This is a genomic window from Bradyrhizobium sp. Leo114 (assembly GCF_055229415.2).
The window spans coordinates 361787-381292 of sequence record NZ_JBUYEN020000002.1 but is presented as its reverse complement, the minus strand read 5'-3'; the positions used below and the strand labels follow the sequence as shown (position 1 = coordinate 381292).

The 19506-nt window shown below is 64.4% G+C and carries 19 protein-coding genes; 3 read left to right on the top strand and 16 right to left on the bottom strand.

Annotation, left to right across the window (positions count from 1 at the left end):
• Positions 1–109: 109 nt before the first annotated feature.
• The 6 genes from arfB to ileS form a co-directional block, all read right to left on the bottom strand.
• Positions 110–529 (bottom strand): alternative ribosome rescue aminoacyl-tRNA hydrolase ArfB, encoded by a 420-nt coding sequence (gene arfB, locus ACZIRK_RS04100; RefSeq protein WP_028163932.1) that lies wholly within the window; start codon positions 527–529, stop codon positions 110–112.
• A 234-nt stretch (positions 530–763) separates the two neighbouring features.
• Positions 764–2128 carry a M16 family metallopeptidase gene (locus ACZIRK_RS04095; RefSeq protein WP_463326990.1) on the bottom strand — a complete coding sequence of 455 codons (1365 nt, stop codon included), beginning with the start codon at positions 2126–2128 and terminating at the stop codon, positions 764–766.
• A 59-nt stretch (positions 2129–2187) separates the two neighbouring features.
• On the bottom strand, positions 2188–3576 hold the full coding sequence (locus ACZIRK_RS04090; protein ID WP_130229842.1) for a M16 family metallopeptidase: 1389 nt from the start codon (positions 3574–3576) through the stop codon (positions 2188–2190).
• Positions 3577–3679: 103 nt separating this feature from the next.
• Positions 3680–4405: a hypothetical protein gene (locus ACZIRK_RS04085; protein ID WP_130229843.1), complete on the bottom strand. Its 726-nt coding sequence runs from the start codon at positions 4403–4405 to the stop codon at positions 3680–3682.
• Between the two features lie 101 nt (positions 4406–4506).
• Entirely contained in the window at positions 4507–5004 is a 498-nt protein-coding gene (gene lspA, locus ACZIRK_RS04080) for a signal peptidase II (protein ID WP_130229844.1), read from the bottom strand.
• Between the two features lie 8 nt (positions 5005–5012).
• Positions 5013–8012: an isoleucine--tRNA ligase gene (gene ileS / locus ACZIRK_RS04075; protein ID WP_130229845.1), complete on the bottom strand. Its 3000-nt coding sequence runs from the start codon at positions 8010–8012 to the stop codon at positions 5013–5015.
• 53 nt (positions 8013–8065) lie between these two features.
• Between ileS and ACZIRK_RS04070 the strand changes: the two genes are divergently transcribed.
• Positions 8066–8266 (top strand): hypothetical protein, encoded by a 201-nt coding sequence (locus ACZIRK_RS04070; protein ID WP_130229846.1) that lies wholly within the window; start codon positions 8066–8068, stop codon positions 8264–8266.
• Positions 8263–8475, top strand: coding sequence for an MbcA/ParS/Xre antitoxin family protein (locus ACZIRK_RS04065; RefSeq protein WP_028163927.1), 213 nt, complete (start codon positions 8263–8265; stop codon positions 8473–8475). Before ACZIRK_RS04070 ends, ACZIRK_RS04065 begins: the two co-directional genes overlap by 4 nt.
• Positions 8476–8535: 60 nt before the next feature.
• On the opposite strand, the gene ACZIRK_RS04060 is transcribed toward ACZIRK_RS04065, so the two are convergent.
• Positions 8536–9087 (bottom strand): sugar O-acetyltransferase, encoded by a 552-nt coding sequence (locus ACZIRK_RS04060; RefSeq protein WP_130229847.1) that lies wholly within the window; start codon positions 9085–9087, stop codon positions 8536–8538.
• On the bottom strand, positions 9084–10055 hold the full coding sequence (locus tag ACZIRK_RS04055) for a bifunctional riboflavin kinase/FAD synthetase (RefSeq protein WP_130229848.1): 972 nt from the start codon (positions 10053–10055) through the stop codon (positions 9084–9086). Before ACZIRK_RS04055 ends, ACZIRK_RS04060 begins: the two co-directional genes overlap by 4 nt.
• Before the next feature lie 233 nt (positions 10056–10288).
• On the opposite strand from ACZIRK_RS04055, the gene ACZIRK_RS04050 reads away from it, so the two are divergent.
• Positions 10289–10684, top strand: a complete 396-nt coding sequence (locus ACZIRK_RS04050) for a response regulator (protein WP_028163924.1) — start codon at positions 10289–10291, stop codon at positions 10682–10684.
• A 143-nt stretch (positions 10685–10827) separates the two neighbouring features.
• Here the strand turns inward: ACZIRK_RS04050 and ACZIRK_RS04045 are convergent, their stop codons facing one another.
• From ACZIRK_RS04045 to pgsA, 8 genes are all read right to left on the bottom strand, one after another.
• Entirely contained in the window at positions 10828–11682 is an 855-nt protein-coding gene (locus ACZIRK_RS04045) for a TIGR01459 family HAD-type hydrolase (RefSeq protein ID WP_028163923.1), read from the bottom strand.
• Positions 11683–11932: 250 nt separating this feature from the next.
• Positions 11933–13414 carry an EAL domain-containing protein gene (locus ACZIRK_RS04040; RefSeq protein WP_130229850.1) on the bottom strand — a complete coding sequence of 494 codons (1482 nt, stop codon included), beginning with the start codon at positions 13412–13414 and terminating at the stop codon, positions 11933–11935.
• A gap of 153 nt (positions 13415–13567) precedes the next feature.
• Complete coding sequence (locus ACZIRK_RS04035; RefSeq protein WP_130229851.1) at positions 13568–14683, bottom strand: YihY/virulence factor BrkB family protein; 1116 nt, start codon at positions 14681–14683, stop codon at positions 13568–13570.
• 987 nt (positions 14684–15670) lie between these two features.
• Positions 15671–17017 carry an omega-aminotransferase AptA gene (aptA, locus tag ACZIRK_RS04030; protein ID WP_130229538.1) on the bottom strand — a complete coding sequence of 449 codons (1347 nt, stop codon included), beginning with the start codon at positions 17015–17017 and terminating at the stop codon, positions 15671–15673.
• Positions 17018–17169: 152 nt separating this feature from the next.
• Positions 17170–18138, bottom strand: a complete 969-nt coding sequence (gene prmB / locus ACZIRK_RS04025; RefSeq protein WP_130229536.1) for a 50S ribosomal protein L3 N(5)-glutamine methyltransferase — start codon at positions 18136–18138, stop codon at positions 17170–17172.
• Positions 18138–18605, bottom strand: coding sequence for a molybdenum cofactor biosynthesis protein MoaE (locus tag ACZIRK_RS04020; protein ID WP_130229535.1), 468 nt, complete (start codon positions 18603–18605; stop codon positions 18138–18140). The genes prmB and ACZIRK_RS04020 overlap by 1 nt, the downstream gene beginning before the upstream one ends.
• An 8-nt stretch (positions 18606–18613) precedes the next feature.
• Positions 18614–18865: a molybdopterin converting factor subunit 1 gene (gene moaD, locus ACZIRK_RS04015; protein WP_028163917.1), complete on the bottom strand. Its 252-nt coding sequence runs from the start codon at positions 18863–18865 to the stop codon at positions 18614–18616.
• The gene (gene pgsA / locus ACZIRK_RS04010) at positions 18862–19476 is read right to left on the bottom strand and encodes a CDP-diacylglycerol--glycerol-3-phosphate 3-phosphatidyltransferase (RefSeq protein ID WP_130229534.1); all 615 of its coding nucleotides are present in this window, start codon (positions 19474–19476) and stop codon (positions 18862–18864) included. Before pgsA ends, moaD begins: the two co-directional genes overlap by 4 nt.
• Positions 19477–19506 lie beyond the last annotated feature (30 nt).

The following is a 19506-nucleotide window of genomic DNA, read 5'->3' as shown; positions in this document are numbered from 1 at the left end:
CGGGAGAGGCATAGGCCGCCTTCGGCGGCCGTTCTCCCAGTGCGGAGACACCTCACCCCAACCCTCTCCCGCAAGCGGGAGAGGGAGCGCAGCATCCGCGCGTTTGGCATCAATCCTCAAACCCTCTTGCGCCGCGCCGTGCCTTGATGTCGCCGCGGCGCTTCTTGCCTTCCAGGCGCCGCTGCTTGGAGCCGAGCGTCGGCTTGGTCGGTCGGCGCGGGGTTGGCCGAACCATGGCTTCGCGCAACAACTCGAGCAGGCGCTCAATCGCGTCGGCGCGATTGCGCTCCTGGGTGCGGAAGCGCTGGGCGTGGATCACGATCACACCATCCTTGGTCATGCGCTGGCCGGCCAATCGGACCAGCCGCGCCCGGACATCCTCGGCGAGCGCGATCTTGTGCGTGTCGAGGCGTAGCTGCGCCGCAGTCGCGAGCTTGTTGACGTTCTGCCCGCCCGGACCCGAGGCGCGCACGAAACCGATCTCGATATCGTTCTCGTCAATGAAGAGGTCGCGGGCAACCCGCAGCATGGCATCACCGGTGGTCGATCAGAGCGAAGCTCTAAGGGAATCGTCCACCGCACCATAGCGGTTTTCCCATGCACATGCTCCGCGAGCACAGACCCTCATCCTGAGGAGCGGCCGTCAGGCCGCGTCTCGAAGGATGGCCGCGGGCGAGACCGGGGCCTCATGGTTCGAGACGGCGCTACGCGCCTCCTCACCATGAGGGACGGATAGTGTAGCTCGCGGGGCGAGCAGCCCGACTCAGTTCGGCGCGGACGGCTTTGCGGCTGACGGCGCGGCGGCAGGTGGGCTTGCGGCCGGCGGCGTTGCGGCTGATGGCGCGCTGGCCGGTTGGGCCGCGGCCTGCGGGGTGCGGCCGACAACGACCGTGAGCAGGCCCTGGCCCCAGAGCCGCTGCGACACCTTCCTGGCGTCGTCCAGCGTCACCGCGTCGACGATGGCGTTGCGCTTCTCGATGTAGTCGATCGGCAGCTTGTCGGTCTGATACTGCAGCATCGCCTGCGCGAGCTTCGAGGAGGTATCGAGCGCCAGCATCTGCGAACCCTTCAAATACGACTTGGCCTCGTCGAGCTCCTTCTGGGTCGGGCCCTCCTCGGCCATGCGGCGGACTTCCTTCTCGATCGCGTCCACCGTTTCGCCGGCGCGATCGGCGCGGGTGCCGGTATTGCCGATGAACAGCGAGGAGTGCTCCATCCAGACCAGCGCTCCATAGACGGAATAAGCCAGCCCGCGCTTCTCGCGCACTTCGCGGTAAAGCCGCGAGGACAATCCGCCGCCGCCGAGGATGTGGTTGACGACGTAGCCCGGCATGAAGTCCGGCTCGTGGCGGCGGATGCCGGGGCCACCGAAGGTCACGACCGTTTGCGGTACGTCGAGCGGAATGAGGGTGCGCTGCGGCGGCTTGGCCGCGACGACGTCGGCGACCGGCGTGAGCGTGGCCTTGGCCGGCAGCCCGCCAAAGGTCTTGTCGAGCAATTTGCCGAGCGTGTCCGGATCGACATCGCCGACCACGGCGACCTTGAGCGTGTCCTTGGCGAGGACGCGGCGGACATAGTCCTTGAGCTCGGCGATCTCGATCGTCGGCACGCTCTCGAGCGTGCCCTGGGCTCCCCGGCCGTAGGGATGGTCGCCGAACGCGACTTCGAGGAACTTGCGGCCTGCAAGCGAACTCGGGTTCGTGGATTCTCTGCGCAGGTTGGACAGCACCTGCGCGCGGATGCGCTCGACATCGCTCGGCTCGAAGCGCGGCGAGGTCAGCGCGGTGCGCAAGAGGTCGAAGGCCTCGTCCTTGTTGTCCTTGAGCATGCGCAGCGAGCCGCGGAAATTGTCGCGCTGCGAGGAAAAGCTCAATTCGATGGCGCGGCGATCGAGCCGCTCGTGGAAGGTCTTGGAATCGAGATCGCCGGAACCTTCGTCGAGCAGGTCGCCGACCAGATTGCCGACGCCGGGCTTGGCGGCGGGATCCTGGCTGGCGCCGCCACCGAAGGCGTATTCCATCGCGATCAGCGGCACGGTCGAATCCTGCACGAACCAGGCCTCGATGCCGCCGGGCGATACAAGACGCTGGATCTTGGTTGCGGCCTGCGACGGGCGCGATGCGAGCATGGTCGTCAGCGCGAGCGCGCTGCCGCCGACCAGGACCGAACGCCGAGTGAGAGAATAAGTCACGAGCGCTTCTCCTCGCGTTTGGGCGCAGTATCCTTGATCAAATAACCGGTCACGGAACGCTTCTTGTCGAGCCAGTTTTGCGCGGCTTCGCGGACCTGTTCGGCGGTGACGGCGCGGATGCGCTCGGGCCAGCTCCTGATATCGTCGACGCTCAAGCCCGTGGTGAGCGCGCCGCCATACCAGCGCGCCAGCGTCGCCTGGTTATCCTGCGCGTAGATCGATTCCGCGATCAACTGGGTTTTGACCCGTTCGAGGTCCTCGGCGCGCGGCGGGTTCTGCGCGATATCGGCAATGACCTTGTCGATAGCGTCCTCGATCTGCGCGAACTCGACGCCGGGCTTCGGTGTTGCGGCGATGATGAATTGCGAGGGGTCGAGCGCGGTGCCCTGGTAATTGGCGCCGGTCGAGATCGCGAGCTGACGGTCGATCACCAGCGAGCGGTAGAGATAGGAATTGGCGCCGCCGCCCATCAGTTGCGCGAGCACGTCGAGCGCGGGGCTTTCGCCCACCGCCGCGGTGGCGGCCGACGGGACGAGGTAGTAGCGGCGCATGGTCGGCTGCTCAACGCGCGGATCGGCCAGCGTCACCGTGCGCGGCGAGACCGGCGTCGGCTCCTGCGGCCGCAGCCGTTTTGCGGGGATCGAGGATTGCGCCGGGATGTCGGCGAAATTCTTCTCCACCATCGGGCGGATCTCGCTCGCCTCGACGTCGCCGGCGATGATCAGGATCGCGTTGTTCGGCGCATAGAAGCGCTTGTAGAAGGCGAGCGCGTCCTCGCGGTCGAGCTTTTCGATTTCCTGGTGCCAGCCGATCACCGGACGGCCATAGGGATGGTTGAGATAGAGCGCCGCCATGATCTGCTCGGTGAGCCGCGCATCCGGATTGTTGGCGACGCGCATGTTGTATTCTTCCAGCACGACATCGCGCTCCGGCAGCACGTTCTCGTCCTGCAGGATCAGGCCGGTCATCCGGTCGGCCTCGAATTCCATCATCTTGCCGAGCTGCTCGCGCGGCACGCGCTGGAAATAGCCGGTGTAGTCGGTGGAGGTGAAGGCGTTCTCATTGCCGCCGACCCGCAGCACCGTCTGGGAGAATTCGCCGGCCGGATGCTTGGCGGTTCCCTTGAACATCAGGTGTTCGAGGAAATGCGCCAATCCCGATTTGCCGGGGGTCTCGTCGGCGGAACCGACCCTGTACCACATCATCTGCGTCACGACCGGAGTGCGGTGATCGGGGATCACCACCACCTGCAGGCCGTTGTTCAGCGTGAAGCTCGCGGGGCGTTCCGAGGTGACCGCGGTCTGGGCAATGGCGCTGGAGGCGGAGAGGGATGCCGTCGAAAGCAATCCGGCAAGAAGCGAAACCACAAGGCGGTGCTTGGACATCAGGACCTATCTAAAAAACCCGGAGCAAGATTGCCCCGGGTATGCCGACATCATATGGCGCGCGTAAAGCCACCAACCTCACGAACGCGAGAGACGAGGTTAATTAATCGCCATACTTGCCCTGCGACGGGTTGTATTCCTTGTTGAGCGATTCCTTCGGGCCGGTGCCATAGGCGAAGTTCGGCGACGGCGTCTGGTAGCCGGGCGGAGGCTGGGTCAGGGATTCCCGGGTTGGCTCGCTCTTGAAGGGGGCCGTCTCAGTCTTGCTGCCGCCGAACAGGCCGCTGAAGCCGCCCTCATAGCCGAGCTGCGAGGGCGAGAGGATCGCGTTGGCGCCGGGGTTGCCGCCGGGCTGGTCGACCGACTCGCCGCCGCTGGACTTTTTGTCGCTCTTCTGAGCGAGCTCGCTCGGCGTCAGGATGCGGCTGGCTTCGCGCGGATCCTTGTTCGTGTTCTTCCGCGCCGCGATTGCCGCCTTGCGGCGCGCCTCGTCGGGATCCTTCGGCCAGTTCGGCACCTTGGCCTCGGCGGAAGCTGCCGGCGCGGGCAGGTTGAGGTTGGGGGGCACGACCAGCGGCGAGCGCTCGCGGTAGTCGATGCCGCGGTTTTCCATGTTGGTGCCGCCGAGGCCCTTCATGATGCCTTCGATGACCTTCTCCTCGAAGGTCTTGTCGTCCTCGTCGTCCCCATCATCGCCGGCCCGCACGGGACCTGCGGCCATCACGAGGCCGATGCCGAAGGCGACCGCGGCGAGCCGCAATCCATGCATCAGCGCTTTCCAGGAAGTCGAGGTATCGGCTTGTGGAGCGTTGGCTTCAGTGTGGCGCATCGCGCTCTTCCCCACTCTTTAAATTCGCTAGGGTGATCACCGGCTTAGGCACGGTTCCGCCCTTGAAATCCTACCCGCTTGCAGAGCCGTATCGGCCGCGATCAGGGCGCTTTTGCGGCGGGGACCCCCAGAAAGGAATCATACAATAGTGCGGCTACCCCGACAACGATCGCCACGTCCGCGAGGTTAAAGACGTACCAATTGAGGGTTTTTTCCCCGATCTGGATGTGAAACAGGGCGAAATCGACCACTGCGCCATAGGCGAAGCGGTCGATGGCGTTGCCGATCGCGCCGCCGATGATCAGCCCGAGCGCAATTGTCGCAAGCAGGGTGCGTGAGTACGCCATCCAGATCGCCAGCGCCACCACCGCGATCGCCTTGACCGCCATCAGCACGAGCTGGGCCGTCGGGCTGTTGCTCTGGAACCAGCCGAAGCTGATCCCGACGTTCCAGGCCAGCACCAGGTCGAAGAACGGCGTCACCTTCACCACGCCGCGCCCGGGGAGGTCGAACACGAACAGCAGCCAGAGCTTCGATGCCTGGTCGAGGATCAGCGTGATGACCGCCGCGATGATGCCGGCGCGCAGGGGAGGGCTCATGCGGGCAGTTACACGGCTACCCCGAGCGCCTTCCACTCCCGCAACGCCTGCGCGTCGCGCGGGGAGACGTCGGGATATTCGGCATCCTCGCCGACGGTGGGCAGGATCTTCCACGAGCGCGCGCATTTGCGGCCGACCGCTTTCTCCACCACCACCGCAACGCCCGGCACCTCGTTGAGGCGGAATGCATGCTCCGGCGCGTCCTGGTTGGTCACCATCGCGTTCGATGTGATGCAGACTTCCGCAAGATCGACGTTGAACAGCGTGTCGAGCATCTCCTGGTCGGAGACATAGACCAGCGGCGAGGCTTCCAGCGAGGAGCCGATGTTCTTGGCCGCACGCTCGATCTCGAGCGCGCCGGTGACGACGCGCCTGATGTCGCGGACGGTCTCCCATTTGGTGGCCAGCCGCTCGTCGCGGAATTTCTCCAGCCCCTCGGGGAACAGCGTCAGGTGCACGGAAGGTTCCGCCTCCGGCCGGTACATCCGCCACGCCTCGTCGGCGGTGAAGCTCAGCACCGGCGCCAGCCATTTCAGGACCGCATCGCAGATCATGTCGATCACGGTCAGCGCCGCCTTGCGCGCGACCGAGGACGGCGGATCGCAATAGAGCGTGTCCTTGCGGATGTCGAAATAGAAAGCCGACAATTCCGTGTTCATGAACGTCGCAAGGCTCGCGACCACGGTCTTGTAGTCGAATTCGGCGTAGGCCTTGCGGATGATCGCGGCCTGGCCGGCCAGCTCATGCAGCATCAGCCGCTCGAGCTCGGGCATCTCGCCATAGGCGACCTTCTCGCTCGGCTTGAAGTGATGCAGCGTGCCGAGCATCCAGCGCACCGTGTTGCGCAGCTTGCGATAGGTCTCGATGGTGTTCTTCAGGATTTCCGGGCCGATGCGCTGGTCGTCGGAATAATCGGTCGCGCAGACCCACAGCCGCAGGATGTCGGCGCCGGAATCCTTGATCACCTTCTGCGGCTCGACGGTGTTGCCGAGCGATTTCGACATCTTGCGGCCGTTCTCGTCCAGCGTGAAGCCGTGGGTCAGCACCACATCATACGGCGCACGGCCGCGGGTGCCGCAGCTCTCCAGCAGCGAGGAATGAAACCAGCCGCGATGCTGGTCGCTTCCTTCCAGATACATCACGGTGTCGTCGCCGCCCTCGATCTTGCGCTTGATGCCGGCAAGCCCCGGGAAGTGCACGGGGTCTTCCAGCACGAAGGCGTGCGTCGAGCCGGAGTCGAACCAGACGTCCAGGATGTCGTCGACCTTCTTCCAATCCTCATTGGCGAGCGAGCCGAGAAAGCGCTCGCGCGCGCCATTGGCGTACCAGGCGTCGGCGCCTTCCTGCTCGAATGCTTCTGCAATGCGCTGGTTGACCGCCTCGTCCCGCAGGATCTCGGCCGAGCCATCGCCTTTCTCGCGCACGAACACGGCGATCGGCACGCCCCAGGCGCGCTGGCGCGAGATCACCCAGTCGGGACGGTTTGCGATCATGCCGTTGATGCGGTTCTGGCCCGCCGGCGGCACCCATTGCGTCACCGAGATCGCCTGCAGCGCGCGGGCGCGCAGCGTATCCCCTGGCTTCGCCTTGCCGTCCGTTGCGATGTCCTTATCCATCGCGATGAACCATTGCGGCGTGTTGCGGAAGATCACCGGCTTCTTCGAGCGCCAGGAATGCGGATACTGATGCTTCAGCCGCCCGCGCGCGAGCAGCATGCCGCGCTCGATCAGGGCCTTGATCACGGCCTCGTTGGCGTCGCCCTTCTCGCCCTTGTCGTTGATCACGCGCTTGCCCTCGAAGCCCGGGGCCTGATGCGTGAAGGCGCCGTTCTCGTCGACGGTATAGGGGATCGTGGGGTTGATGCCGCGGCTTTCCAGTTCGCGCGCATTCGCGGTCCAGACGTCGAAGTCCTCGCGGCCATGGCCGGGCGCGGTGTGCACGAAGCCGGTGCCGGTGTCGTCGGTGACGTGATCGCCCGCGAGCAGCGGGACCGTGAATTCGTAGCCGCCGGCGAGGCCCTTGAGGGGATGCGCGGTCTCCACCGCGTCGAGCGTATCGCCCGGCAGATCGCGCACCTTCTCGTAGGCGGTGACGCGCGCCTGCTTGAACACGCTTTCCGCGAGCGCATCTGCGAGGATCAGGAGATCGCCCGTCTTCGCCCAATTGTCGGCGGGCGCATCGGTGACCTCATAGAGGCCATAGGCGATCTTCGGCGAGAAGCTGATGGCGCGGTTGCCGGGCAGCGTCCATGGCGTCGTGGTCCAGATCACGATGCTCGCCTTCGCCAAGACGCCATGCGCGGGCGAGGTGACCGGAAATTTCACCCACACCGTGTCTGAGGTGTAGTCCTCGTACTCGACTTCGGCTTCCGCCAGCGCGGTCTTCTCCACCACGCTCCACATCACCGGCTTGGAGCCGCGATAGAGCGTGCCGTTGGCCGCGAACTTCATCAATTCGCGCGCGATCTGCGCCTCGGCGGGATAGGTCATGGTCTCATAGGGATGATCCCAGTCGCCGATCACACCTAGCCGCTTGAACTCCTCGCGCTGCACGTTGATCCAGTGCGTCGCATAGGCGCGGCACTCTTTCCGGAACGCCACCATCGCCGCGGAGTCGCGGAAATCCGGCTTCTGCTTGCCCTTGCGGCGGTAGTTCTCCTCCTCGATCTTCCACTCGATCGGCAGGCCGTGGCAGTCCCAGCCCGGCACGTAGTTGGAATCGAAACCCAGCATCTGCTGGCTCTTGGTCACCACGTCCTTCAGGATCTTGTTCAGCGCGTGCCCGATATGGATGTTGCCGTTGGCATAGGGCGGGCCGTCATGCAGGACGAATTTGGCGCGTCCTTTGGCGGATTGGCGTAGCCTGTCGTAGAGATCGATCTCGTTCCAATATTTGAGGATTTCCGGCTCGCGCTGGGGCAGGCCGGCGCGCATCGGGAATTCGGTCTGCGGCAGGAACAGGGTCTTGGAATAGTCTTTGGCGTCGGACTTTTGCGGCTTTTCGGACATCGGACCAGGTTTGACTAGGATGGGCGCGTTTAGCGATCTATCGCGGGAGGAACATGAAAATCCCGGTCTCGCGCCGAGCCTTGAGAGCTCAGGCGGAAGCCGGGCCGCTAATGCCGATGATGCGCCGTATCAACATGGCGCCTTCCATAGCAGCCGGGAGGGGAAATCGCAAAGCCCGGCGAGTGGACCATGCCGACATCATTGCGGATTTTTTTGAGGATACTAATGTATTGATTATTGGAGAGAATTCATGAGTACCGAGCCACCGGCCAAGGTTGCCGCCCTCGAAATCCAAATGCTCGTCGATCGGGTCTTCGGCGAAGCAAAAAAGGGTGAAGTTTGGTTGCAACGGCCCAATATGTATCTGTCAGGCCGAAAACCTGCTGACCTCCTAAACGATGAAGCGGGCGCGATGGTCGTCCGCGAAATGCTCGAGCGAATTGATCACGGAATCTTCGCGTGAGCCTGTGGCGTTCGTCTAGACTCGTGGATCAGCGCACCGACGTTGCCGAACTTCAACTCATCACGGACGTGGCCGGGCCGGGTTTCCGGCGACAATCTGGCCTGCGGCGACGTCCCGCGTGACTACGCTGCCGGCGCCGATTACGGCGTCGTCGCCGATCGAGACGCCGGGCAGGATGATGGCACCGCCTCCGATCCAGACGTCGCGGCCGATCCGCACCGGTCGGCCGAATTCGAGGCCGGTGCGCCGGGTCTCGGCATCGCGCGGATGGTCGGCGGCATAGATCTGCACGGCGGGCCCGATCTGGGTGCGGTCGCCGATAACGACCTCGACGATGTCGAGAATGACGCAGTTGAAATTGAGGAAGACCTCCTCGCCCACGTGGATGTTGTAGCCATAGTCGCAGAAGAACGGCGGACGGATCACGGCGCCCTTGCCGACATGGCCGAAATGTTCCGACAGCAGCGCGTGCCGTTCAGATGCCGGCGCGGCCAGGGCGGCGTTGTAGCGCGCGAGCCAGGCCTTGTTGGCGGCCGCATCAGCCTGCAATTCCGGATCGCCCGGACGATACAATTCGCCCGCCAGCATCTTCTGTTTTTCGGTCTTGCTCAATCGATCGCTCCGAGTTTCGGGAACGCCTCAGGGGCGGCGGCGAGTTGCGCCCTGGCGCGGGCGCTGTCGTCGTCCATCTGCAGGATCAACGCTTCAATGTTGTCGAATTTCAGCTCATCGCGGATAAAGCCGATGAAGGCGACGTCAAGCACATTGCCGTAGAGATCGCCCTTGAAGTCGAACAGGAACACTTCAAGCAATGGCGCGCCATTGTCGAAAGTCGGGCGGCGGCCGAAGCTGGCGACGCCGTCGATGCGCTCCGAACCGCGGCCGACGCGCACCGCATAGATGCCGTGCTTCAGGCCGCAATTCTTGTCGAGGCGGATGTTGGCGGTGGGATAGCCGAGATCGCGGCCACGTTTCTCGCCATGGATCACCTCGCCGGTGACGAACCAGGGACCGCCCAGCATGGCGTTGGCGTCCGCGATCTGGCCTTCCGCGAGCGCCATGCGGATGGCGCTGGAGGAAACCGGCCGCTCCTCGATATCGACATGCGCCTGGACATCGATCTCGATGCCGAGCCGCGGCGCCTCGGCAACCAGGAGGCTCGGTGAGCCGACGCGGCCCTTGCCGAAATGGAAGTCGTAGCCGACCGCGATCCCGCTGATGCCGAGCCGTTCGATCAGGTCATGGTGGATGAAATCCTGCGCGCTGGTGCCGGCGCGGCCCTTGTCGAAGGTCATCACCACTGCGCCCGCAAGCCCGGTGCCTGCGAGCAGGCGCAGCTTGTTGGTCTCATTGGTCAGGCGGAACTGCGGCGTGTTCGGGCTGAAAAAGCTGCGCGGATGCGGCTCGAAGGTCAGCGCCAGCGCAGGTTTCCCATGCGCCTCGCCCATTCGCAGGGCGGCCTCGATCACGGCGCGGTGGCCGAGATGGACGCCGTCAAAATTGCCCATCGCCACCACGGCCCCCCTCGGGATCGCGCTCTGCGGGGTATTGTCGCGAATAACGGTAAAACCGGTCGTCATTTTTTCTTGCGTTCTTCAGGAATTCTTAAGGTCGATTGATGCCGGCGGACGGTGGCTTGTTGGCCCCACAGAAGTCAAGCGGGCGAAATCGCGTCAAAACGGATGCAATCCGTCCCCGGCCGGTTAACGCGCTGTTTAACGCCTGATGCTACTGCTTGGGGTGAGGAATGCGGGCCGCGCAGGCCTGTCGGTTTTTCTTGCAAGCGTCAGTCGCGTGTTTTGGGGGAGAGAAGATGGCGGTTGATTTATCCATGTCGGTCCTGGTGGTTGATGACTACAGCACCATGATCCGCATCATCCGGAATCTTCTGAAACAGCTCGGTTTCGAGAACATCGACGACGCGTCCGATGGTTCCGCGGCGCTGAACAAGATGCGCGCCAAGAAATATGGTCTCGTGATCTCCGACTGGAATATGGAGCCGATGACCGGCTACGATCTGCTCAAGGAAGTCCGCGCCGATCCCAACCTCGCCACCACGCCCTTCATCATGATCACGGCGGAATCCAAGACCGAGAACGTGATCGCGGCCAAGAAGGCCGGCGTGAACAATTACATCGTCAAGCCGTTCAACGCGGCGACGCTGAAGACCAAGATCGAGGCGGTCTTCCCGGACATGGCAACGGCGTAAGTCCAAGCCTCCGCTTTATCAGTTTCGTCATGCCCGGGCTTGTCCCGGGCATCCACGTTCTTGGGCCGCGTGCGCGGAGACGCGTGGATGGCCGGGACTAGCCCGGCCACGACGGCGGAGAGAGGGCGCGCCCTCTCAACTCACTACCACCTCAACTCCCGGATCAGCGCCTTCGGCGGGTGGCCGAACAGCTCCGTCACCGAGGCCGGATCGAGCTGGTCGACGCCTTCGAACTCTTCGGAATGGATGCCGCGGGTCACGAACAGGCAGTCGATGCCAAAGCCCTTGGCGCCCGCAATGTCGGTGCGCACGGAATCCCCGATCGCCAGCACGCGATTGAGTTCGACCGGATGGCCAGCCCGTTCGGCCGCCAGTTGCATCGCGCGCTCGTAGATCGGCTGGTGCGGCTTGCCGTAGAAGATCGCTTCGCCGCCAAGCTCGCGATAGAGCTCGGCGATCGCGCCCGCGCAATAAATCAGCCGGTCGCCGCGCTCGACCACGATATCGGGATTGGCGCAAATCAGTGAAAGCTTGCGTTCGCGCGCCTTCAGGAGCATCGCGCGATAGTCTTCCGGAGTCTCGGTCTCGTCATCGAACAGGCCGGTGCAGATGATGTAATCGGCCTGTTCCAGCGGCGTCAGCGGCGCATCGAGGCCGCGGTGGATCGAGGAGTCGCGCTCCGGGCCGACCCAGTGGATCTTCTTGCCGGGATGCTCGGCGACGAAATGCCGGGTCAGGTCCCCGGACGAGACGATCGCATCATAGGTCTCGTCGGCCACGCCCAATTTGCGCAATTGGCGCTGCACCGAGTCGGCCGGCCGCGGCGCGTTGGTGATCAGGATGACGGTGCCGCCCCGCTGGCGGAACGTGTGCAGCGCCTCGCAGGCCTCGGGAAAGGACTCGAGCCCGTTATGCACCACGCCCCAGACGTCGGAGAGCACCACGTCGACGTCGCCAACGACATCGCGCAGCCGCTCGACAAAGTGAAGTGAGGTCATGATCGCGCGTTGCCTAGAGTGAAGTGATTGTTGCGTCGAGTGCCGTGGCCGCGGGCTCCCACCTCTCCCCAGCGGGGAGAGGTCGATTTGCTCCTGGCGATGCGAAGCATTGTCCAGCGCAAATCGGGTGAGGGGGTACAGGTTCCACGAGAGAGTGTAACCCCTCACCCGCGCCTTCGGCGCGACCTCTCCCTGTGGGAGAGGTGGGCACCTCCGAGGCGGCAACACGTTGCTCTAACTGCATCATGCCCTAGCCCGGGCCCACGACGCGGCGCGCAAGCGCGGCATTGCCGGTAACCCGCTGTGGCGGGTCGATGGTCGGGCTATTCTGGGGGAGGGGAGTGTTGGCGCCATTGGCTTCCTGCGGCTTGGGCGGCGAGGCCCCGGCGGTAGCAGATGCGCCTTCGGGCCGCAACGGCCGCGGCGGCGCGAACAGGAACCCCTGGCCGAACCGTACGTCGTAGTCGAGCAGGTCGACGACGGCGCGCTCGCCTTCGATCTTCTCCGCGATCAGATCGATGCCGTAGCGGCCGAGCAGGTCGGACAGATCTGAGGGGTGAATATCCGAGGTCGAGCTCTGCCTGGGATCGAGCAACAATGCCGCCGGCACCTTGATGAAGCGCACGCCGCGGTCGGCGAACTCGCGCGGCTCGAAACGGAGGTCGCCGACGTTATCGATCGAGAAGCGATAGCCGCGCTGCGACAGCGCGGCGAGATGCTCGCTCTCGGTCGGGCCGAGATTGCGGAAGGTCGACTGCTTGAATTCGAGCACGAAGGATGGGGCCAGCGCCCGATTGGCTTCGAGGAAATCCAGGCACTGGGTGAAATTGACGGCGTTGCCGAGCGTCGCTGCGGAGACGTTGCAGAACACGCCGACATCCTTGTTGCGGACCATCAGCCGGCGCAGCACCTGCACACAGCGCAGCATCACCATGTGGTCGATGCGCCCGATCAGGCCGCCGGCTTCCGCCGCGCCGATGAAATCGTCAGCGGCGATGATCTGGTCGCGCTCGTCGCGCAGCCGCGTCACCGCTTCATAGTAGCGCACCTTGCGCTGCGGCAGCGTCACCATCGGCTGCAGGTAGAGGTCGAGCCGGTTGGCCTCGATCGCATTCTTGATGGTGGTGAGGAACTGACCCTGGCTGCGCGAGGCCTCGATGGCCTCGGCCGGAGTGGATACCGCCGGTGCCGGCGCCGCTGAGAAAACCTGTGGGGCCGTCGTCAGAGCTGCGGCCCTCCACACGGTGCCAGCTACCGGAGCTGGAGCGGTAGCGCGTGGCTCCGGTTCCGGCTCTGCCGCGGGCCCACTCGAAGGCGCGCCCGCAGCGGTTGCCAGCATGTCTTCATGGCTGGCGACGGAGGCCGCAAGCTGCTTCACCAGATTGCCGAGCTCGTTGATTTCGCCGACCACGGCCTGCAGGCGGTCCGCGCTGGCGGAATTGGCCGACACCACGCGGCCCTCGACGGCGGCGAGCCGGCGGCCGAATTCGGCAACCTGGCGGGCGAGATCGGCGGTGCCGCGGGAGAGGTCCGCGATCTGGCCGCCGACATCGGAGCGGTCGCGCAGCCGCAGCGACACGGCATTGTAGAGGATCATGAAGGTCAACGCGGTCAGCGCCACGATGGCCGATTCGGTACCGCTGATGCCAGCGACCGAATAGAGCACAAGGCCAAGCGAGGCCGCGACCAGAACCATGCAGATGGCGATGAAGATCGTCGAAATGCGAATCATGTCCGCGCGTTACGCCCTTAAGTTTGGCTGTCCACCTCGGCTGTCCCACCCGGGAAAACACGGGCCTCTTAGGCGCGGTCTTGTCTGCGTTCCCCCAAGCGGGACTACTGTACCATCAAGTTTGATTCGGCAGGCTAGCGTTCTTTGGGAGGCTTACGAAACCGCCGGTCCAACCGTGTCGGCGACCTCGGCCTTGCGGGTGCCAAGCGGCTTCGGGCGGCCTATGGTTGTGTCCACCGCGGTCTGGTGCTCGATCTCCGCATTCAGCTCCGCACCCAGCAACATGATGCTGGTCGACATCCACATCCACATCATCAGCCCGATGGCCGCGCCAAGCGATCCATAGGTAGCCGTGTAGTTTCCGAAATTCGATAGATACCAGGACAGCGCCGCTGAGCCGGCGATCCAGAGCAGCGCGGAAGCCAGCGTCCCGATGCTGAGCCATTCCCAACGCGGCGCGCGGCGACTCGGTCCATACCGGTAGAGCACCGCGAGCCCGGCCGCCAGGATCAGGAACAGCAGCGGCCATCGCCCAAGGCTGACGAGAAGCTGGCTTTCGGGCTTCAGCCCAAGACGATCGAGCAGCAGGGGAAGCATGACCACCGCGCTCACCATCACCAGGAGGGCTGCGATCGCGCTGAGGGTGAGGGCGAGCGAGATCAGGTTCAATCGAATGAAGCCGCGTGTCTCGCGCTCGTCATAGGCGACATTGAGCGCATCGATCACGGCCTTCATTCCGGCATTGGCGCTCCAGACCGCGAGCGCCAGCCCGAACAGGAAGGTCGCGCCCAATTCTCCGGTGCCCTTCGCGAGCACCCGGCCGATCTGATCCTGCACGATCTGGAACGAGCCTTCCGGCAGCATCAGCGCCAATGTCTGAAGATTCCTGGTGATGGTCGAAGGATCGGCATAGAGCCCGTAAAACGAGACCAGCGCGGTGATGGTCGGGAACACCGCCAAGAGGCCGTAGAACACGACGCCTGCGGCGGTGGCGAGCAGGCGGTCGTCATTGATGCGCTGATAGCAGCGCCACAGGATGTCCTTCCAGCCCGCGAGCGGGATCTGGAGCGGGCTCTCCGCGCGGCGTCCCCTGCCGGGTTCGGCCAGTTCGCGGGCGAGACGGCCAGGCGCTCTCGCCGGGTCTATAGCGTTGTGGGCGGGCGCGGGCTTCGGATCGGGTTGAAGAAAGCGATGGACGAGAAGGAGCAGGATCGTCGTCGCCGCGATCAAGAGCCAATTCTCGCCCGGTCCGGGGCGCGCGTCGGACATCGGATTCCTCCAGCGAGGAGTTGTCCCTGTTCGGGATGAACGTGAGCCGGATTTGAATGTTCCGGAACGACGACCCCCTCCGTCATTCCGGGGCGCGCCTCTTGGCGCGAGCCCGGAATCCATTGCGCCGCATGTTCTGTGGTTGGATGGATTCCGGGCTCATCGCTTCGCGATGCCCCGGAATGACGGAGAAAAATTCGCGAGCGATTTCAACCTGATTTGCCCCGCCCTCGCGCGAAAAACATTTCGCTTCCGTCGTCGGGCAAATCAGTGATTTAACTCCGCGCGTCTCACGCGAATGAGGGGCGGGTCGCGATCGTCACGAATGTTGCGGTGAGATGCGGTGGACGGGAGTGTCACGACTGACGAGCGTGGCATTCACGGACGGCGAAGTCGTGTGGTCCTGGCGCCCCGACGCTGGCGCTAAGTTTTTTTGCGCGAAGAAATCCGCGCGAGAGGCGATGGTGGCAAGAAAGCCCGGTCACCAAGGAGAGCACGAAGGAAACCGTAACACCATCGCGCAGGGAAAGCCGGAATGCTTCGGTTGAACCTGTGGTCCTACCCCCGTGCTTTTTGTTGCACGGGACCCATGGGTGCAACCAGCACCCGGCTTTCCCTGCGCCCTCTGTTCAATGAGGGTGGAACGAGACGCAAAGCTCGGACGCAACGCGCCGCGAGAATGCGGATTCACATCCTCTCCCTCACACTCCGTCGTCATGCCCGCCAACGGGTCGGCGCGTACGCGCCGCCCGATGACAGGCTCCGGCGGGCATCCAGTATCCCGCGGCCTCTGATTCAATCTCTGACGCCTCTGGAATACTGGATCGTCCGCCTTCGCGGACGATGACAACGGAGAGCTGTTTGAAAATTGAATCAGAATCGTAGGATGGGTAGAGCGTAAGCGAAACCCATTCGCGCGGCTTGCTCCATCGCGATGGGTTTCGCTTCGCTCCACCCATCCTACGAAGCCGCTGTTTGCGTCGAACCTTACGCCACCGCGCGGATGATCTTGCCGACCTTGTCGACGATCTCGCCGATCTGGTCCTCGCTGACGATCAAGGGCGGCGTCAGGCACAGCGAGTCGCCTGCGATCCGCAGCATCAGGTCGTTGTCGTGGAAGGCGCTGTTGAGTGCGGCGAAGCCGCGCTTGCCGGGGCCATCCGCGATCGGGGCGAGATCGATGCCGGCGGTGAGGCCGACGGTGCGGATATCGACCACGTTCGGCTGGTCGCGCAGCGACATCACGGCGTCGGCGAATTTCGGCTCGAGCTTGCTTGCGCGTTCGAACAGCTTCTCCTCGCGATAGATGTCGAGCGTCGCAAGGCCGGCGGCGCAGGCCAGCGGATGGGCCGAATAGGTGTAGCCATGGGTCAGCTCGACCACATGCTCAGGGCCATTCATGAAGGCGTCGTGGATGGCGCCGCGCACGATCACGCCGCCCATTGGAGCCGCGCCATTGGTGATGCCCTTGGCGAAGGTGATCATGTCGGGCGTCACGCCATAGCGCTCCGCAGCGAAGGCAAAGCCGAGCCGGCCATAGCCGGTGATGACCTCGTCGAAGATCAGGAGAATGCCATGTTTCTCGGTGATCTCGCGCAGCCGCTTCAGATAGCCCTTCGGCGCCGGCAGCACGCCGGTCGAGCCGGCCATCGGCTCGACGATCACGGCGGCAATCGTGTTGGCGCCGTGCAGGTTGACGAGGCGCTCCAGCTCATCGGCGAAATGCACGCCATAGTCCGGCTCGCCCTTGGTGAAGGCCTGCTTCTCGCGGTCATAGGTCGCCGGCAGATGATCGACGCCGGTGAGCAGCGAGCCGAACAGCTTGCGGTTGCCGACGATGCCGCCGACGGAGGTGCCGCCGAAGCCGACGCCGTGATAGCCGCGTTCGCGGCCGATCAGGCGGATGCGGCTGCCCTGGCCGCTGATCTGGTGATAGGCCAGCGCGATCTTCAGCGCGGTGTCGGCCGCTTCCGAGCCCGAATTGCAGAAGAACACGTTGTCGAGTCCTTCGGGCGCGAGGTCGGCGATGCGGCTGGCAAGCTCGAAGGCTTGCGGGATGCCGAACTGGAACGGTGGCGCGTAGTCCATCGCCGCGGCCTGCTTGGTGATTGCTTCGGCAATCTGGGTGCGGCCATGGCCGGCATTGCAGCACCACATGCCGGCGGCTGCGTCGATGATCTGGCGGCCGTCGACGGTGAAATAGTGCATATCCTTGGAGCCGGCGAGCAGCCGCGGCTGCTTCTTGAAGGCGCGGTTGGCGGTGAACGGCATCCAATGCGCGGCGAGGTCATTGGGAACGTTGACGGCGGCGGGGCGGGGGCTCTTGTCCAGCATGGGGGCCTCGTTGATGGCGGTGAGCTGATTTGCCTTGAAAGTATCAGCTTCGCTGGGCGAGGTGAACGGCGCGAGCTGCGATATTTCCGCCGCGTTGCACTGCGTCACGCGGCGTCATCGCGCGAAGCGGACACTCGTTGCGAAGAAAAGCGTCAAACCGACGAGAGATCGGATGCACTGATCCAGAACACTTCGCCTTCGGAATCCTCGGTATCGAGCCAGAGCAGCGGCAATTGCGGATAGGCGGCTTCCAGGACCTCGCGCCCGCGGCCGATCTCGCAGAGCAGCCCACCTTCCGGAGTCAGATGCTGCGGCGCCTCGTCGAGGATGCGCCTGACAATGTCGAGCCCGTCGGCGCCGCCGTCGAAGGCGAGTTTTGGCTCGGCGCGGCATTCGCGCGGCAGCGAGGCCATGCCGAGCACATCGACATAGGGCGGATTGGAGATGATGAGATCGTAGCGCCTGCCCACGAGCGGTTTGAACAGGTCGCCCTGGTGCAGCGTCAGCCGATCCTCGAGTCCATAATCCCGGACGTTGCGCGCGGCGACCGCCAGCGCGTCCTTGGAGATATCGACGGCGTCGATATCGGCATTCGGGAAGCTTTGGCTGGCGAGGACCGCAAGGCATCCGGAGCCGGTGCAGAGGTCGAGCACGGTCACGACGGACAAGGGATCGTCGATCAGCGAGCCGCCTTCCTCATCGCCGGCGAAATGCGAATCCAGCAGCTCGCCGATGAAGGAGCGCGGCACGATGGTGCGCTCGTCGACATAGAAGGGAAGGCCGCGCATGTAGATCTTGTTGACGAGATAGGCGGCCGGCTTCCGCGTCGCGATGCGGCGCTCGATCAGATCGAGGATCCGCTTGCCCTCATGCGCGGTGACGCGTGCGCCGGCGAACTGGTCGAACTGATCGGGATGCAGGTGCAGGGTTTCGCAGACCAGGAAAGCAGCCTCGGCCACCGGATCGGTGGTGCCGTGCGCGAACACGAGCTTTGACTCGGTGAAGCGGCTCACCGCATAGCGGACGAAATCGAGCAGGGTCTTGAGCTCGCGCGCGGCAACCTTGGGGGACTTCGCTGCAGATCGGCCGCGCTTGGCGGCCGGCGTGGGACGCTTGGCCATCAGGATTTGGTCCAGCGCGCGGCTGCCGCGTCATCATGGTCGCGCGCCTCGATCCAGCTCGATCCCCGCGCGCTTTCCTCGCGCTTCCAGAACGGCGCGCTAGTCTTGAGGTAGTCCATCAGGAATTCGGCGGCCTGGAACGCGGCCTGCCGGTGCTGCGACGCCGTTACCACCAGCACGATGTTCTCGCCCGGCGTGATGCGACCGACGCGGTGAATGACGGTAAGACCGGACAGCGGCCAGCGCGACATGGCTTCTTCCGCGTGACGCCTGATCTCGGCTTCCGCCATGCCGGGATAGTGCTCCAGCGTCAGCGCCGCGATCGGCTCGCCGTTCTCGCTGCCGCGGCAGATGCCACTGAAGCTGACAACGGCGCCGATATCGGTGCGGCCCTTGCCGAGCGCGGCAATCTCCTGCGCGATGTCGAAATCGGCGTCCTGGATGCGGATGGTCGCAATCGCGGTCATGCTGTGGCTCAGCCGCCTGTCATCGGCGGAAAGAACGCGATCTCGCGCGCGCCCGATATCGCGGCGTCCTGCTGGACATGGGCGTGGTCGATCGCGGCGCGGATCACCTTCGGCTTCTCGAAGGCATAGGCGGAGGCCTCGTCGCGCCCGGCAAGCCAATCGATCAGCTCGCCAATGGTGCGGATATCGGCCGGCGGCTCGATGGTCTCCTCGGCCCTGCCGATGCGCTCGCGGACCCAGGCGAAATATTTCACCTTCATCCTTCATCCTCCTTGATGAGATGATGGATGCCGGCGCGGAAATAATCGTAGCCGGTGTAGATCGTGACGATCGCGGAGATCCACAGCAGCGCCAACCCGATCAACGTCACTACCGGGACCATCTGATCGCCGGCCTCGCCCGCCAGCAGGAAGCCGATCGCGACGAGCTGCACCGTGGTCTTCCATTTGGCGAGCTTGGTCACGGGAACGCTGACGCGCAGGCCGGCGAGGTATTCGCGCAGGCCCGACACCAGGATCTCGCGGCAGAGGATCACGATCGCCGCCCACAGCGTCCAGCCGTGGATGATGCCGTCCGCGGCCAGCATCAGCAGGCAGGAGGCAACCAGGAGCTTGTCGGCGATCGGGTCCAGCATCCGGCCGAACGCCGACTGCTGGTTCCAGATCCGGGCATAATAGCCGTCGAGGTAATCGGTGATCCCGGCGGCAATAAAGATCGCGACCGCCACCCAGCGCAGCCAGAGCGGGCCGTCCATGATCGCCTGCACATAGATGCAGCCGACCACCACCGGGATGGCGGCGATGCGGGCGTAGGTCAGGATATTCGGGAGGGACAGGGTCTTGGGCTGCCCCCTTGTGGTCGCCATGTTCATCCGTCTTACCAATACCGCTGAAGCGTCGAG

Excerpts from the sequence above, each read along its gene's own strand:
- ACZIRK_RS04040 (WP_130229850.1), bottom strand. The coding sequence starts at position 13,414 with ATGATTCGCATTTCGACGATCTTCATCGCCATCTGCATGGTTCTGGTC.
- ACZIRK_RS04065 (WP_028163927.1), top strand. The coding sequence starts at position 8,263 with ATGAGTACCGAGCCACCGGCCAAGGTTGCCGCCCTCGAAATCCAAATG.
- ACZIRK_RS04045 (WP_028163923.1), bottom strand. The coding sequence starts at position 11,682 with ATGACCTCACTTCACTTTGTCGAGCGGCTGCGCGATGTCGTTGGCGAC.
- ACZIRK_RS04090 (WP_130229842.1), bottom strand. The coding sequence starts at position 3,576 with ATGTCCAAGCACCGCCTTGTGGTTTCGCTTCTTGCCGGATTGCTTTCG.
- ACZIRK_RS04055 (WP_130229848.1), bottom strand. The coding sequence starts at position 10,055 with ATGACGACCGGTTTTACCGTTATTCGCGACAATACCCCGCAGAGCGCG.
- ACZIRK_RS04035 (WP_130229851.1), bottom strand. The coding sequence starts at position 14,683 with ATGTCCGACGCGCGCCCCGGACCGGGCGAGAATTGGCTCTTGATCGCG.
- prmB (WP_130229536.1), bottom strand. The coding sequence starts at position 18,138 with ATGGCCAAGCGTCCCACGCCGGCCGCCAAGCGCGGCCGATCTGCAGCG.
- lspA (WP_130229844.1), bottom strand. The coding sequence starts at position 5,004 with ATGAGCCCTCCCCTGCGCGCCGGCATCATCGCGGCGGTCATCACGCTG.
- arfB (WP_028163932.1), bottom strand. The coding sequence starts at position 529 with ATGCTGCGGGTTGCCCGCGACCTCTTCATTGACGAGAACGATATCGAG.
- pgsA (WP_130229534.1), bottom strand. The coding sequence starts at position 19,476 with ATGAACATGGCGACCACAAGGGGGCAGCCCAAGACCCTGTCCCTCCCG.
- ACZIRK_RS04085 (WP_130229843.1), bottom strand. The coding sequence starts at position 4,405 with ATGCGCCACACTGAAGCCAACGCTCCACAAGCCGATACCTCGACTTCC.
- ACZIRK_RS04050 (WP_028163924.1), top strand. The coding sequence starts at position 10,289 with ATGGCGGTTGATTTATCCATGTCGGTCCTGGTGGTTGATGACTACAGC.
- ACZIRK_RS04095 (WP_463326990.1), bottom strand. The coding sequence starts at position 2,128 with ATGCTCGCATCGCGCCCGTCGCAGGCCGCAACCAAGATCCAGCGTCTT.
- moaD (WP_028163917.1), bottom strand. The coding sequence starts at position 18,865 with ATGAAGGTGAAATATTTCGCCTGGGTCCGCGAGCGCATCGGCAGGGCC.
- ileS (WP_130229845.1), bottom strand. The coding sequence starts at position 8,012 with ATGTCCGAAAAGCCGCAAAAGTCCGACGCCAAAGACTATTCCAAGACC.
- aptA (WP_130229538.1), bottom strand. The coding sequence starts at position 17,017 with ATGCTGGACAAGAGCCCCCGCCCCGCCGCCGTCAACGTTCCCAATGAC.
- ACZIRK_RS04020 (WP_130229535.1), bottom strand. The coding sequence starts at position 18,605 with ATGACCGCGATTGCGACCATCCGCATCCAGGACGCCGATTTCGACATC.
- ACZIRK_RS04070 (WP_130229846.1), top strand. The coding sequence starts at position 8,066 with ATGAAAATCCCGGTCTCGCGCCGAGCCTTGAGAGCTCAGGCGGAAGCC.